General features: G+C 60.6%; 12 protein-coding genes and 1 pseudogene. 6 read left to right on the top strand and 7 right to left on the bottom strand.

Features of this window, described 5'->3' with window-relative positions:
- Both VFB18_RS06190 and VFB18_RS06185 read right to left on the bottom strand, forming a co-directional pair.
- Positions 1-1,405: HAMP domain-containing protein (locus VFB18_RS06190; protein ID WP_324972318.1), on the bottom strand; the 1,405-nt coding region annotated here is incomplete at its 3' end.
- A gap of 767 nt (positions 1,406-2,172) precedes the next feature.
- Entirely contained in the window at positions 2,173-3,939 is a 1,767-nt protein-coding gene (locus tag VFB18_RS06185) for a thiamine pyrophosphate-requiring protein (protein ID WP_324972315.1), read from the bottom strand.
- 23 nt (positions 3,940-3,962) lie between these two features.
- Between VFB18_RS06185 and VFB18_RS06180 the strand changes: the two genes are divergently transcribed.
- Positions 3,963-5,081, top strand: coding sequence for a DNA topoisomerase IB (locus VFB18_RS06180; RefSeq protein ID WP_324972313.1), 1,119 nt, complete (start codon positions 3,963-3,965; stop codon positions 5,079-5,081).
- A 14-nt stretch (positions 5,082-5,095) separates the two neighbouring features.
- On the opposite strand, the gene VFB18_RS06175 is transcribed toward VFB18_RS06180, so the two are convergent.
- Positions 5,096-6,100: an SDR family oxidoreductase gene (locus VFB18_RS06175; protein WP_324972312.1), complete on the bottom strand. Its 1,005-nt coding sequence runs from the start codon at positions 6,098-6,100 to the stop codon at positions 5,096-5,098.
- 34 nt (positions 6,101-6,134) lie between these two features.
- A complete protein-coding gene (locus VFB18_RS06170) occupies positions 6,135-7,070 on the bottom strand; it encodes a cation diffusion facilitator family transporter (protein WP_324972310.1) in 936 nt (311 codons plus the stop codon).
- Between the two features lie 87 nt (positions 7,071-7,157).
- Here VFB18_RS06170 and VFB18_RS06165 point away from each other — a divergent pair, with 87 nt between their 5' ends.
- From VFB18_RS06165 to VFB18_RS06155, 3 genes are all read left to right on the top strand, one after another.
- A complete protein-coding gene (locus VFB18_RS06165) occupies positions 7,158-7,889 on the top strand; it encodes a quinoprotein dehydrogenase-associated putative ABC transporter substrate-binding protein (RefSeq protein WP_414675657.1) in 732 nt (243 codons plus the stop codon).
- A gap of 97 nt (positions 7,890-7,986) precedes the next feature.
- Positions 7,987-8,367, top strand: coding sequence for a c-type cytochrome (locus VFB18_RS06160; protein ID WP_324972307.1), 381 nt, complete (start codon positions 7,987-7,989; stop codon positions 8,365-8,367).
- A gap of 945 nt (positions 8,368-9,312) precedes the next feature.
- Positions 9,313-9,894 (top strand): Crp/Fnr family transcriptional regulator, encoded by a 582-nt coding sequence (locus VFB18_RS06155; RefSeq protein ID WP_324972304.1) that lies wholly within the window; start codon positions 9,313-9,315, stop codon positions 9,892-9,894.
- 794 nt (positions 9,895-10,688) lie between these two features.
- On the opposite strand, the pseudogene VFB18_RS15770 reads toward VFB18_RS06155, so the two are convergent.
- A pseudogene (locus tag VFB18_RS15770) lies at positions 10,689-10,796 on the bottom strand (cupin domain-containing protein); the annotation flags it as partial.
- Between the two features lie 272 nt (positions 10,797-11,068).
- Between VFB18_RS15770 and VFB18_RS06145 the strand changes: the two are divergent.
- Positions 11,069-11,416 carry a hypothetical protein gene (locus VFB18_RS06145; RefSeq protein WP_324972301.1) on the top strand — a complete coding sequence of 116 codons (348 nt, stop codon included), beginning with the start codon at positions 11,069-11,071 and terminating at the stop codon, positions 11,414-11,416.
- Positions 11,417-11,533: 117 nt separating this feature from the next.
- Here VFB18_RS06145 and VFB18_RS06140 read toward each other — a convergent pair whose 3' ends face one another.
- Entirely contained in the window at positions 11,534-11,713 is a 180-nt protein-coding gene (locus VFB18_RS06140) for a hypothetical protein (protein ID WP_324972299.1), read from the bottom strand.
- Between the two features lie 350 nt (positions 11,714-12,063).
- Entirely contained in the window at positions 12,064-12,732 is a 669-nt protein-coding gene (locus VFB18_RS06135; RefSeq protein ID WP_324972297.1) for a Crp/Fnr family transcriptional regulator, read from the bottom strand.
- A 288-nt stretch (positions 12,733-13,020) separates the two neighbouring features.
- On the opposite strand from VFB18_RS06135, the gene VFB18_RS06130 reads away from it, so the two are divergent.
- Positions 13,021-13,329: a LuxR family transcriptional regulator gene (locus VFB18_RS06130; RefSeq protein WP_324972294.1), complete on the top strand. Its 309-nt coding sequence runs from the start codon at positions 13,021-13,023 to the stop codon at positions 13,327-13,329.
- The last annotated feature ends 288 nt before the right edge of the window (positions 13,330-13,617 follow it).

Raw genomic sequence — 13,617 nt, 5'->3', positions numbered from 1 at the left:
CGTTGGCGATCGCCGTGGAAACATCGGCGATGTTGCGCACCTGCGCCGTCAAGTTTGACGCCATCGAGTTGACGCTATCGGTGAGGTCCTTCCACGTTCCGGCAACGCCTGGAACGGTCGCTTGGCCGCCCAGTTTGCCCTCGGTGCCCACCTCGCGCGCGACGCGCGTCACCTCTCCGGCGAACGCGTTCAGCTGGTCCACCATCGTGTTGATGGTCTCCTTGAGCTGAAGGATTTCACCACTGACGTTCACCGTGATCTTTTTCGACAGGTCGCCACTTGCGATCGCGGTGGCCACGTCGGCAATGTTGCGCACCTGGGCGGTCAGGTTCGACGCCATGAAGTTCACGTTGTCGGTCAGGTCCTTCCAGGTGCCGGCCACGCCCGGCACCGCCGCCTGTCCGCCGAGCTTGCCTTCCGTGCCGACCTCGCGCGCGACGCGCGTCACTTCGGAGGCGAAGGCGTTGAGCTGATCCACCATCGTGTTGATGGTGTCCTTGAGCTCCAGGATTTCTCCTCGCACGTCCACGGTGATTTTGCGCGAGAGGTCGCCGCGCGCGACCGCCGTTGTCACCTGCGCGATGTTGCGAACCTGCGCCGTGAGATTGCCGCACATCGCGTTCACGCTGTCGGTCAGATCCTTCCAGGTGCCCGCAACGCCCGGCACGATGGCCTGGCCGCCGAGCTTTCCGTCCGTGCCCACCTCGCGCGCGACGCGCGTCACCTCCGAGGCGAAGGACCGCAGCTGATCCACCATGGTGTTGATGGCTTCCTTGAGCTGCAGAATCTCGCCGCGGACATCCACGGTGATCTTTTTCGATAAGTCGCCATTGGCAACTGCGATGGTCACCTCGGCGATGTTGCGCACTTGGGCCGTGAGGTTCGACGCCATCGAGTTGACGCTCTCGGTGAGGTCCTTCCACACGCCAGTCATCTCCGGCACCTCGGCCTGGCCGCCAAGCTTGCCTTCGGTGCCGACTTCGCGCGCGACGCGCGTGACCTCCGAGGTGAAGACGCCGAGCTGCTTGATCATGGTGTTCACGATCATTGCCGAGCGCCGGAATTCTCCCTTCAGAGCCCGCCCGTCGACGTCGAGCGGCACGGTCTGCAACAGATCGCCTTGCGCAACCGCGGCGACAGCCCTGGTCACTTGAGTGGTCGGCCAGAGGAGATCGTCGATCAGCGAGTTTATGGAATGTTCCATCTCGCCCCATTCACCGCGGGCGAGGTCGAATTTGACGCGCTTCTTCGTCTTGCCCTCGCGGCCGACGATTTGGCCGACCGACTTGAGCTCGCGGGCAACGCGCTGGCTTGCCGAGGTCAACTCATTGAAAGTATCGGCTATTTTTCGTTCAAGGCCGAAGCCTTCGGCAGACATTCGGACGCTGAAATCGCCGTCGCGCATGGCCTCCAAGGCCCGCAAAAGGCTTTGGAGCGTGGCGTTTTCCTGCCCGCCGTTTATGTCTGGATTGACCGATAAGGAATGAACCGCAGGCCCGTTCACAGAGCCGGGTTCGACCGCCTCACTCGTTGGCATCCTCCCTCCTTTGCCGACATAAGACGGGGGATCGGCTCAGGCACACTACCTCTCAGCGAAAACTTGTCTCGCCGGAAAGAGTTCCAAGACGCAAAAATTAATATTCCAAGCTCGCGTTAGTAACCAGGCCGGCTGATCGCTTCAGAGTCCCGGCTCAAGACGATCTGCCGAGCCGTCCATCTGTCCGGAGACCAGAACAACGAAGTTTGTACTGGCGACGCGAGCAAGTCAAACCAGCGGCGATCGATGCGGGCACCCGGTAAGCCGACCCGCCGAATATCTTTAGTCGACGATTGCATGATCGCACGCGCGGCCGTCGGTGGAACCTTCGGCGCAAACTCCAGTTTCGGTGGTGAGGGCAGCTGCGCGTCAATGTGGAATGCAGCAAATGTCCGGAAGTCATATTGCTCTTGCCTTGGCTCTCGCCATCTCGTTCGGTGTGGCAAAACCGACGCTGTCACCCCTTAGAGAGGTGCCTCTGTCAAAAAGCGACATCCTAATCGCCGACAATGCCAACGGACAGGGCTCGGCGAAGATGGGGAACGGGTCAGCCTCCGACACCCCGAGTGGGCAGACGTCGAACGAAGAAGCGAAGTCCGACAAGATGACCGGTTCAGGCACGAAGTAACCTGTCCTCATGTTATCGCGTGCTTGAGCGAGCGCCACATCGCCTTGGCTGCTTCGCGATCGCCCTTGAGGATGGCCGCAAGGTAGTTCTTGGTCTGCTCGAACGTTACATGCGGCGGCAGGGCGAGCACACTCGGATCGACGACCGCATCGATGACGAAGGGCCGGTCCGCGGCGAAGGCGGCATCCCAAGCCGCCGCGACTTGTTCGGGCCGGTCGATGCGCATGCCACCGAGACCAAGCATGCGCGCGAAGTCCGCGTATTTCAGGTCGGGAACGTCCTGGGTTTCAGCAATTTTCGGGGTGCCACCAAGGCCGCGTAGTTCCCAAGTCACCATGTTCAGGTCGCCATTGTTCAGAACCACCACGACGAGGCGAGGATCGTCCCACTGCGGCCAGTATTTGGCGATGGTGATGAGGCCATTCATGCCGAGCATCTGCATAGCCCCGTCACCCACTAGGGCGACGGCGACGCGGTCGGGAAAACAGAACTTCGCAGCGGTCGCATAAGCGACGGCGCAGCCCATCGTCGCGAGGGTGCCCGACAAGGAAGCCATCATGCCGCGTCTTAGTTTGAGCGATCGGGCAAACCAGCTCGCAGAGGTTCCCGAATCAGCGGCGACGATGGCGCCATCCGGCAGCCTGCTGGAGGCTTCCCAAACGACGAGCTCCGGATTAAGCGGCTCGGCCTCAAGATGCACCCGCTCTTCCTCCTCTTTCCACCAGGCGTCGATTTTCTCCTCCAACGACTTCCGCCAGCTGCGATCCTGCTTCGGCTCGAGCAGAGGCATCAGCGCGCGCAACGTCGCTGCGGCATCGCCGACGAGGTTGACGTCCATCGGATAGCGAAGCGAGAGCACCTTTGGGTCAATGTCGATTTGCACGCCGCGAGCATTGCCTTCCTCGGGCAGGAATTCCGCGTAAGGAAAGCTCGACCCAACCATCAACAGCGTGTCGCATTCCTGCATCATTTCCCAGGATGGGCGGGTGCCGAGAAGGCCGATCTGGCCGGTGACAAATGAGAGATCGTCAGGGAGGACGGTCCGGCCGAGCAGGGCCTTGGCGACGCCCGCGCCGAGCACGTCCGCGATCGCGATCACCTCGTCGGTCGCCCGAAGGGCGCCCGCGCCGACAAGAATTGCAACTTTCTTTCCCTGATTAAGGAGGTCGGCGGCGCGGCGAAGATCGTCTTCTTCGGGCAGAAGCCGAGGAGCCGCGTAGCCGACGCCGGAATGTATCGTGGCGTGCTCGTGGGGAGGCTGCTCGGCAGGCATCTCCTGCACGTCGTTCGGCACGATGAGGCAGGTGACGCAACGCTCGGCAAGGGCAATGCGCATCGCGCGGTCGACGAGATGTCTCATTTGCACCGGGGCGGAACAGGTCTGCACGTAATTGCTCGCGACGTCCTTGAACAACGAGTGAAGATCGACCTCCTGTTGGTAGTTGCCCCCGAGCGCTGCACGTGCCGACTGGCCCACGATGGCAAGGACGGGCTGATGATCCAGCTTTGCGTCGTAGAGGCCGTTCAGAAGGTGAATTGCGCCCGGGCCCGACGTGGCAAGGCAGACGCCAATCTGCCCGCTGAATTTGGCATGGGCGGTGGCCATAAACGCCGCCTCTTCCTCATGCCGTACCTGGACGAAGGAGAAGCGGTCCTTGGCCCGTTCGAAGGCTCCGAGGATCCCGTTGATCCCGTCTCCGGGGTAACCGTAGATGCGGTTCACGCCCCATTCCGCAAGCCGCGACAACATGAAATCGGCGACAGTTTCGGCCATGGCAAAATCTCCTCAACTCGGAGATGCAACGGTTCAAGTTCGGTAGCGTTCCGGCAAAGCGCGGGGTCAACGCGCGGAAACTAGAGATCCGCCTCGCGTGTTTTGATCAGGCGATGGCGGAAGACCCCAAGACGCTCTGCAGCCGGTTCGATCTCACCTATGTTGAGACATCCGATCTGCCCATTCGGCGTCGTCGCTGTGGGAAGGGTTTCCGTTACATCGGGGCCGACGGCAAAACAGTGCGCGAAACGTCATTCAAGCGTCGCGTGCAACGGCTTGCCGTCCCTCCTGGCTGGACCGACGTGTATGTCGCGGCTGACGAGCGGGCTCATATTCAGGCCGTCGGCCGCGATACCGAAGGAAGGCTGCAGTACCGCTACCATCCCGAATGGGAGAAGGCCCGCGCGCTCACCAAACGAACCAGGCTGAGGCGACTGGGCTCTGCCTTGCCAAAGATCCGGAGCGCGGTCAGGAAAGCCCTCACTGCGCCCGGCCTGAGCCGGGAGAAGGTCACCGCCGCAGTGGTCAGGCTGATCGATCGCGCGCTCTTGCGCCCGGGGCACGAAGAATACGCGCGCGCCGACGGAGGCAGAGGCGCGTCGACCCTGCTGAAGGATGACATCAGGGTGGAAGGCGATATGCTTGTCCTCTCGTTCAAGGGCAAGGGCGGCAAGGACATTCAGCGAAAGCTGCGCGATCCCCTCCTTGCGCCGGTCATGCGCAAGCTCGCCGGGCTTAGAGGCAAGCGGCTTTTTCGGGTTTCGAACGGCGCGGGGGCAAAGCGGGCCATTACGGCGCGCGACGTAAACGAATTTCTCGCCGAAGCGAGCGGAGCGGAGGTCACGGCAAAGGATTTCCGTACCTTCAAGGCTTCGGCCACGGCGCTTGCGATCCTTGCCGGACATAAGGCCGAGGGGAGTTCAACCCCGTGCAAGAAAGCCGTCATCGAAGCGGCGGACGAAGCGAGCAAGGTCCTGGCGAATACGCGCGCCGTCGCGAGATCGAGCTACATTCATCCCGCCGTTATCAAGGCCTATGAGGCAGGCAAGCTCGAGACCTCGCTGCTCAAGGGCCGCATGCGAAAAGGGCTCGACCGATTTGAAAGCGCGCTCATGCGCTTTCTCGAGAAAAGGGCGCGCTGAGCCCGGGAGGGCCGTTACCCGCCGGAATATCCTCCGATGATGGGCAACACCTCGCCGGTGATATAGCTCGCGCAGGACGGCGCTGCGAGAAAGACATAAGCAGGCGCGATTTCCTCGGGTTGGGCAGGCCGCCCCATCGGCGTATCGGCGCCGAAATTCGCTACACGATCCGCCGATTTGTCAGCAGGATTGAGTGGCGTCCAGACCGGGCCCGGCGCGACGGCGTTCACGCGAATGCCACGGTCCACCAGGTGGGTGGCGAGCGACCGCGTAAAAGCATGAATGCCGCCCTTGGTCATCGAGTAATCGAGGAGATCCTTATTGCCCAGGAGACCCGTTACGGAGCCTGTCATGATGATGGCGCTGCCGTTCTTCATGTGCGGGACCGCGGCTTTGGCCATGTAGAAATAGCCATAGAGGTTCGTCTTCAGGGTGCGGTCGAAGTGTTCCTCGGTCAGCTCTTCGAAGCTGTTCACATGCTCCTGGAAAGCGGCGTTGTTGACCAGGATGTCCAGGCCGCCGAGCTCCTTCATGGTCCTTTCGACCGCATGCTTGCAGAATTCGGGGTCCGCAACGTCGCCGGAAATGAGAATGCATCGGCGGCCTTCCTTTTCCACGGCCCGCTTGGTCTCCTTGGCATCCTCGTGCTCATCGAGATAGGCAACCGCCACGTCGGCGCCTTCGCGCGCGAACAGCACGGCGACTGCGCGGCCGATACCCGAATCGCCCCCGGTAATGAGCGCGATCTTGTCCAGAAGCTTTTCCGATCCCTTGTAGTAGGGCGCATCGAACATCGGCTTCAGCTCAAGGTCGGCCTCGAGACCCGGCTTCTTCAGATGCTGGCCTGGGAGCGGTGGCTCGGGATAGGCGCGGGCACCGGATTGCATCGCGCTCTTCTTTGTCTTCCCTTCTTTGCCGTCTCGGTCGGAGCGATCAATCTGCTTCTGTATCGTGCGCTCCTGGCGGGCGGCCTGTGCGGCTTCCTCCTTGAAGTCGCTGATTTGAGACGATCTCGCCATGTCGCATTCTCCTCGAATGGATGAGTGATTTGATTCAGCAACTTGCCGATGCGTGCTCGGTTCTCCGTTTTGAGGCATCGCCCTCTTTCGCGGACTGCACCTCAATAAAGATGCGCTTTACCTGCGGATGATGCCTCCTGATTTCGCGCTCCAGCCGTGTGACTGCGGCTTCGACCGACTGAGAGCTCAGCCCATCGGCAAAATCGATGCTGAGGGCGAGAAGAATTTCGTTCGGAGCCAGGTGCATTGTGCGTAATTCGTTGACGTTCACGATGCTCGGCATTGCTTTTACGAGTTCGCAGATGCCGTTGACGACCGACGCGCTTGCCGCCTCTCCGATGAGGAGGTCCTTCGTCTCGCGGGCGAGCAGGATGGCCGCGCTGGCGAGGATCGCCGCGATCACAAGCGAAGCGGCGCCGTCGGCCCATTCTGCCCCCAGCTCGTGAGCCGCGATCACGCCGGCCGACGCCGCGATGAGACCAAGCAGTGCTGCGCTGTCCTCGAACAGAACCGTGAACATGGTCGGGTCCTTCGACTCGCGAATTGCCCTGAAAATCCGGAAACGCCTGCGCTTGTCTTGGCTGCGGCGAAATTCCCGGTAGGCGATTGTCCACGAGAGACCCTCGAACAAGAACGCCAAGGCAAGCACGAGATAGTTCGCCAAGGGTCGGTCGATCGGCTGCGGATGAACTAGCTTATAGACGCCTTCGTAGAAGGAGACGCCGGCGCCCAGTGAGAAGATCACGAGGGCAACGACAAACGCCCAGAAGAATATCTCCGCCCCATAGCCGAAGGGGTGGCGTGCGTCCGCGGGCCGCTTGGCCCGTCTCATGCCAAGCAGCAGGAGGGCTTGATTGCCGGTATCGACGAGCGAGTGCACTCCCTCGGACAACATTGCGGAAGAGCCAGTGAGCGAGGCCGCTATGAATTTGCTCACGGCGATCAGCAAATTGCCAACAAGGGCGGCCACGACGACTTTGACGGGACTGCCTCGTTTCACGTTCAAGGAACTTTTACGCGGCTTTGTCGTTCGCGTCGGTCGAGGATTGTTTCCGTCATGGTATCGTTACGAGCGGCGGCGGTCTTGGCGTGCCTAGCGTCGCTGCTGGCAATGGCGCTCCCGGCCAAAGCGCAGCGCGAGCTTCGTGTTTGCGCCGATCCGAACAATCTTCCTTTCAGCAACGAGCACGGCGAGGGGTTCGAGAACAAGATCGTCGAGCTGATCGCTAACCAGCTCGGCGCGCATTTGAGCTACACGTGGTGGGCCGAGCGGAGGGGATTCATTCGCAACACCCTGAACGCCGGCAGTTGCGACCTCGTGCCCGGTATCACCAACGGCATAGAGATGCTGCGGACCACGCGGCCCTATTATCGCTCCGGCTACGCCTTCGTCACTCGCTCCGACGGGCCGCAAGTCACCTCGCTCGACGATCCGATCCTGCATCGCCTCAAGATCGGCATTCAGCTCGTGGGTGAGGACGGAGCCAATCCGCCTCCCGCCGAGGCCCTTGCCCGACGTGGACTGATAGACAACGTGCGAGGCTATTCGGTCTACGGCGACTACCGGGACGAGGCCCCCGCTGCCGCTATCGTCGATGCGGTGGCCAGAGGCGACATCGACGTTGCTGTCGTATGGGGACCGATTGGAGGCTATTTCGCGAGCCGGGAACCCGTGCCGCTCACGGTTAGCCTTGTGACACCACAGAGCGACGGCCCGCGTCTCCCCATGGTGTTTGACATCAACATGGGGGTTCGTAAGGACAGGTGCTTGCGCTCACCGGGGGACTGATGTTCGCTTCGGTCCTCGTCCTTTTGATCGCCGGCATTCTGCTGTTGCCGGGTTTGTCCGCTTTGCCTGCGATGTGGTCGAGCCCCCACTCCGGGATATGACGGCCATGCAGGATCAACAGCTCGCCAGTCTGATCATGATGCTCGCAGCGCTCCTCGTTGCCGGCTGTGGTGATGGAGAGAAAGGCAAGGAAGCCCTAGCAAGCCAAGCACGCGGCGCCGCCTTGATCGCAAAGCTCGGCTGCGGGGCGTGTCACACGGTGCCGGGAATTGAGGGAGCCACAGCTCTCGTCGGCCCTCCGCTCGACCACATGGGCTCTCGCCTCTATATCGCCGGCGTCCTGCGCAATACGCCGGACAACATGATCCTCTGGCTGCGCAAGCCGCAAAGTGCGGTGCCCGGCAACGCAATGCCAGATATGGACCTCGATGAGAAGCAAGCAAGAGATATTGCCGCGTATCTCGCCAGTCTGAAATAACCGAGGCTGGAGGCCGGCTCCGGTCGCGGTCGCGGCAACGATTCAGCCGAGCAGGCTAGCCGGAAATCAAGCGTCCATAGAATCGCGTGCACGCTTGGATGACCCCTCCGATCCCCTCTGCAGGCCCCATTCTTCCAGGAGGGTCATCGCGGCTTCGAGATCGGTGGCGAGCCGCATCCAGGTTTGAGCAAGCTGCTCAAACCTGAGCTTGGCAGCCTCATTGGTCGCCTCCGCGGCGAGCTTAAGGCAGTTCTTTGCGTGTTCTCTGCATTCTTTGGGATCCCCTGGCATTGGTGCGTTCCCTTGGCTTGATCTGTAGGCAATCGTTGCAAAGAGAGGCAAGAATCTCGAGGGAATCTAAGAAGTGTGGAACAGTTTACATGTTGGCATTTTGGGCGGTGGCGCCGAACTTCGTACGAAACCGCACGTTTTCGAAATTAGTACGTAAACGTACAAACATTCCGGTATCGGGTACCTTTCGGCGAGGGCTTCTCGGATGTGGATCGGGCGGCATTGGAGGTCGGAGAGGAGTTGAGAGATGCTGGTTTTTGCGTCGAGGGCAGCCGCCACTGCAACCAAGCGGTGTCTGACAAGCAAGCGCTGACGGACGGCTGACGTTCAACTTCAAATATGCTTGAGCGTTCTTGTTCAAGCTGTGCTTAATTTGCGATCGCAGCACCGGGCGCGTCCTCGCTACGCGCGCCCGGCCTCAAGTGGCCGATCATCGACTTGCTGCTTCCGTGGGGATGATCGGCGCTGATCAAGCCCGTCATTGATCATTGGCGCTAGCGGCGCTCAGGCCGATACGTGGAGAAACAAGCCCGCAGCACAGCGCAAAACCGTCTTCTTGCCTCCTTGTCGGAGGCCGACCGCGCGTCTCTGCAGTCCCATTTCGAGCCGGTTAAGCTCAGAGTGCGACAGCGGCTTCAGTCGCGAAACCGTCGAGTGAAAGCGATCTATTTCCTTGAAAGTGGCATTGCGTCGGTGGTCGCAATTGCGCAGGGATCGCATGTGCAAGCCGAGGTCGGCATCGTCGGTCGCGAGGGCATGGTGGGACTTCCTGCCATTCTTGGCGGCGAAAGGGCCAATAGCGAGATCTTCATCCAGGTCGAGGGCCACGGACAGTGCATTCCAACGGAGGATCTCCTTAAGGTCATGAACGACCGCCCGCGGATCCTCGCTGTTTTCCTTCGCTATCTGCACGTCTTTCTGGTGCAAGTAAGCTTCACCGCGCTTGCCAACGCCCACGGCAAGATCGAGGAAAGGCTGGCGCGCTGGTTGTTGATGTCCCAAGACCGCGTGGGCGAGGGCGAACTCCGCCTGACGCATGAGTTCCTCGCCCTTATGCTCGGCGTTCGCCGGGCGGGCGTGACTGTTGCCCTCAAACAATTCGAGAGGAAAGGCCTTATTGCCGCCGCTCGCGGAGCAATCAGCATCCGCGACCGGAATGGACTCGAAGAAACTGCTCACGGTCTGTATGGCATGCCGGAAGCAGAGTACGAAAAGCTGTTCCCTGCATCGTCCTAGTGCGACTTCCACTCCTGAAGACGAGAGCACCTATGGAGTGGCTCGCAGCATCTGCGGCTTTTGCTTGATCACTGCGGCTCTCCGCCATTGGGGGCGGTGCGGGCGACCAACTGAACGGCCGGCCAGCATGCGTTCAGAAGAATGGCGCTTCCAGCCAAAAGACCGAAAAACAAGAATACAACGATCAGTCCGGCGGCGGAGGCTTGCTCGCGGCTGACAGCGGGCTGAGGCTCTTGCTCATACTTCTGCATGCCGGTCGAGAAACGATTCAGTCGTCCGGCAGTTCCTCCCTGCTCTTAAACGCACACGCCAAAAACCCGGCGGTTGATGTCCGCCGGGTTTTTGCGAGCTCGTGCGGCACCCCGTGTCGGCATCTAGGGGGGGAGGGGCAAGATGACGGGGTGTCATTCACCGAACGCTGCAAGCCACGTCTTGTTCCGAAATTCTCATCGAGACGTGTCGTTTGAAGGCGGTCGAAGACTTTGGCGGAACGCCCCTTCCGCACGCGACGCGGCGGAACAACTCCCTGCCTGCGCGACCAACAAGGATACCCAGGCGCGGGACCAAAAAGGAGCAGGCGCAAGCATTCCGGAGTAGCCGCATAGGACGCCTGCCTCGGATGCGGAACTAAACCAATAAAACCGTGTTTCTGAGGCAAGTGATCGGCGCAGTGCCCCCGCGCGACCCCTCCCGACGCGCAGCGCCGATACAAGCCCCGAGCTATTGCCGGGGCTTTTCTTTTCCCCCTCGTCAACCGTGACCCAGAGGGGCGCCTTCGTAGGCAGCTTCCGACGTAACGTTTGACCAAGTGGATGCTTGTGCCATGCAGTGCGGTCGCCTGGATCGAAGGTGACGCTCGCGCCGTGGACACGTGCGGGTTCAGGCCAACAGAGCTGAGGCAGCCGTAGCCAGACTGCCGGGCTGCGGACCTTTGGATGTGGATCTTCCAAATCGCTGTGGGCAACCAAAATCAGCGGTCATGGGGCTAATGAACCCGTGTTCGGTAAAGGTGTCTTCGAGTTCCCGATTTAATCCTGCGCCTCAAATTTCAGGAACGGATGATTACGGCGGATTCGCACCTCCCACGTTAGTGCCTGATGACGCAGCATTTGGGAAAACCGCGCGCGCGGACAGGCGCGGCCATGATATGATTGCCCGCAAAGAGGTAGCGGCTATGAGCCCGAAGTCGCACTACACTCGAACGGCGGCGATTGCGTTCGTTGCCGGCGTTTTGCTGCATTGGGGCTGCCATGCAGAGGCGCAAAAACCCGTTGGTGATCTGCCGGAGGCACAACAGCCGTGGTTGGCCGAAGAAGGCGATTGGGCGGCTGACTTCAATCAGGCGCAAATGGCTTGTTACGAAGGGTCGATGAAGGCTTGTGACTCGATTTGGTCGAACGAGCGAGTGCTGATGGACACCTTTCTCTACAAGTATGGGCGAACGTGCGGCGGTCGTGTTGATCTCCACGAGATCGTGCAAGCCAACCTCACCTGCATCGAGGCATTTCCCGGCCACGAATAACGAAATCCATTCCCATTCATCCCGCTCCAGCGCAGCCGCCGTAGCGCATCCGGGCGTCGTCGTTGTCGCCTCGGCAGAAATCTTAGCGCAGGAGGCCTGTGGGAAATGGAGCGATTGTCAATCTAGCTTGCGCTCGCCGGGTTTATCGCCTTCCACCATGCGAATGATGAAGCCATCGGTATAGAGCACCGCGCTTGACCGGGTCGCCCGATCGACCCGGTCGGCGCCGTCGTCTCGGCCCACGATCAGAGCCACAAGCGAGGCGAGCCAGGCAGCCAGACTAAATCGGGTCAGCATGGCAATACTCCCGTGTTTGCAAGCATAGGCACGCTCAAGCTGCCACAGGAGAAGGCGAGGAGTTGGCCCGCATTGAAGCGAAGCAATGGAGATTTGTGAGGAATTGTGTCCGAGCGTTTCCCGCGCGACCTTGCGGTGAACACGGGGAAAGCCCCCGGTTAATCTTGTCGCAGCGAACCGCTCCTTGGTCTCTCGCCTCACGGCTGAAGGTGTTCAGTGAGCCAGTCGGCGAGGCGCTTGCGCGCTTTGCCGTGTGCGGCGCAGCACGCGGCCGATATTCATAAACGTGGCCCGCGGTGATGGCCGGTGTAGTCCTTGTAGAGCGCAGGGGATCCGCGCGCAGTCAGGGACTACCGAAATAATGTGCCGCTGGCGCTCGCTTTCAGTCCCTCGCGATCCAGCACGACAATCTGGCCGCGCGACAGACGGATAAGGGCTTTGCCCTTTAAGCGGTTCAGGGCGACCGTGACGCCGGCACGCCGCACTCCCAGCATAAGCGACAGGAAATCGTGCGTGAGCGGTATTTCGTCGCCGTCCAAGCGGTCATGCGCCATGAGCAGCCAGCGCGCCAAACGTGCCTCGACGCGGGAGGTGCCATTTGAGAGAGCTGTATTCGCGGTCTGGACCATGAAGGAATGGGCAAAGTTGAGAAGAGCGCGCTGCAGCGAACTGCTTTGCCGCATCGCCGTCCGCAGCTCATCCGAGGGAATGCGTCTGCCTTCGCCCGCGACTTGGATGAAGTTCTCATGTGGCGACCGGTCGCTTCCGAGCACGATGGGTAGTCCGGTCATGCCCTCGAAGCCGATTAGTCCGACCTCAAGGCGCTTTCGTCCATTGCCGGCGACAACCGAAGCAAGACCATTCTCTATGAAATAAGCATGCGTGATGGGCGTGTTCGCCGCTTCGAGAACCTGTCGAAGCTCAAGCGGCACGAGCTCAAGGTCCGGCTGCAACAACGCAAAGTCGGCGCGCGACAACGACGTGAGAATCCGATTTCGGCTGGGAAGGGGAGAGGTCATTGGCTCTTAGCCTTGAGGGGCAAGAGCGCGAATCGTCTCTCCTAGCCGTCTGCGGCCCGGGGCTGTGGCAGACGATAACCAACGCTAGGCCTCTTTTGGTTGGGGACCTAATCATTTCTCGAACCGCAATACCTGCGATCGATCACAATTTGTGCGAGAACGTACTAAAATCTTGCAACGTCACCTGGCCTCTGAGATAGTGATTCGTGCGAAGGGGCGCGTTCCCCCAAAGTGCTGAGTAGGAAGCCGTTCCTATCCTTCCATGCGGCTACAGGAAGGGCGGTCACTATGGCCTACAAAGCACCCGAACCCGGCTTTTTTTTCGATCCGGATACGCTTGCTCTGTTGCAGAAAGCGTTCGGTGCCACGTTGCCGGCGCCCGAGGGTCACAAACGTCTTCGCGATCCCCCGGACCAAACAACTTTGACGCCAAGGGAACGTTTGGTACTGGCTGAAATCATGCTGGGGCTCTCCAGCAAGGAGGTCGCGCGCTCGCTGGAAATCAGCCCGCGCACCGTCGAGTTCCATCGCGCCAATCTGCTGAAAAAATACGGCGCGAAGAACACAGCCGAGCTGATGCGCAAGGTGCTGGGCTAACGGCGCTGCTGCCGCCCGCCGGGCCTCTACCAAGACTGCGATTTTGCTGTCGAGGAGCTGTTGCACCGTCTTGCGGCCGAATGCACAAGCCCGAGACGGAGATGACTCGTCGATCTCCGCAGACCTCGTAACTCTGAGATTTGGGGTGTTGCTCAGCGGCAACTTCTAAAATGGAATCAGACACCTGACACGTGTAGCCTGGTATTTCTACTAGTAGACCGTGCGGCCTTTTGCGGGCCCCTTGTTCAGTGTGTGCGAATCCGCACCAAGAGGACGGGGGACGAAAAA

The sequence above is a fragment of the Methyloceanibacter sp. genome (genome assembly GCF_035650995.1).
Taxonomy (GTDB): Bacteria; Pseudomonadota; Alphaproteobacteria; order Rhizobiales; family Methyloligellaceae; genus Methyloceanibacter.
The sequence above is the reverse complement of the archived record's forward strand: the minus strand, read 5'-3'. Positions and strand labels throughout refer to the sequence as shown.

What these genes read in the sequence shown, in the direction of transcription:
- VFB18_RS06140 (WP_324972299.1), bottom strand. Translation starts at nt 11,713, where the DNA reads ATGCTGACCCGATTTAGTCTGGCTGCCTGGCTCGCCTCGCTTGTGGCT.
- VFB18_RS06175 (WP_324972312.1), bottom strand. Translation starts at nt 6,100, where the DNA reads ATGGCGAGATCGTCTCAAATCAGCGACTTCAAGGAGGAAGCCGCACAG.
- VFB18_RS06130 (WP_324972294.1), top strand. Translation starts at nt 13,021, where the DNA reads ATGGCCTACAAAGCACCCGAACCCGGCTTTTTTTTCGATCCGGATACG.
- VFB18_RS06160 (WP_324972307.1), top strand. Translation starts at nt 7,987, where the DNA reads ATGACGGCCATGCAGGATCAACAGCTCGCCAGTCTGATCATGATGCTC.
- VFB18_RS06165 (WP_414675657.1), top strand. Translation starts at nt 7,158, where the DNA reads ATGGTATCGTTACGAGCGGCGGCGGTCTTGGCGTGCCTAGCGTCGCTG.
- VFB18_RS06185 (WP_324972315.1), bottom strand. Translation starts at nt 3,939, where the DNA reads ATGGCCGAAACTGTCGCCGATTTCATGTTGTCGCGGCTTGCGGAATGG.
- VFB18_RS06145 (WP_324972301.1), top strand. Translation starts at nt 11,069, where the DNA reads ATGAGCCCGAAGTCGCACTACACTCGAACGGCGGCGATTGCGTTCGTT.
- VFB18_RS06180 (WP_324972313.1), top strand. Translation starts at nt 3,963, where the DNA reads ATGCAACGGTTCAAGTTCGGTAGCGTTCCGGCAAAGCGCGGGGTCAAC.
- VFB18_RS06135 (WP_324972297.1), bottom strand. Translation starts at nt 12,732, where the DNA reads ATGACCTCTCCCCTTCCCAGCCGAAATCGGATTCTCACGTCGTTGTCG.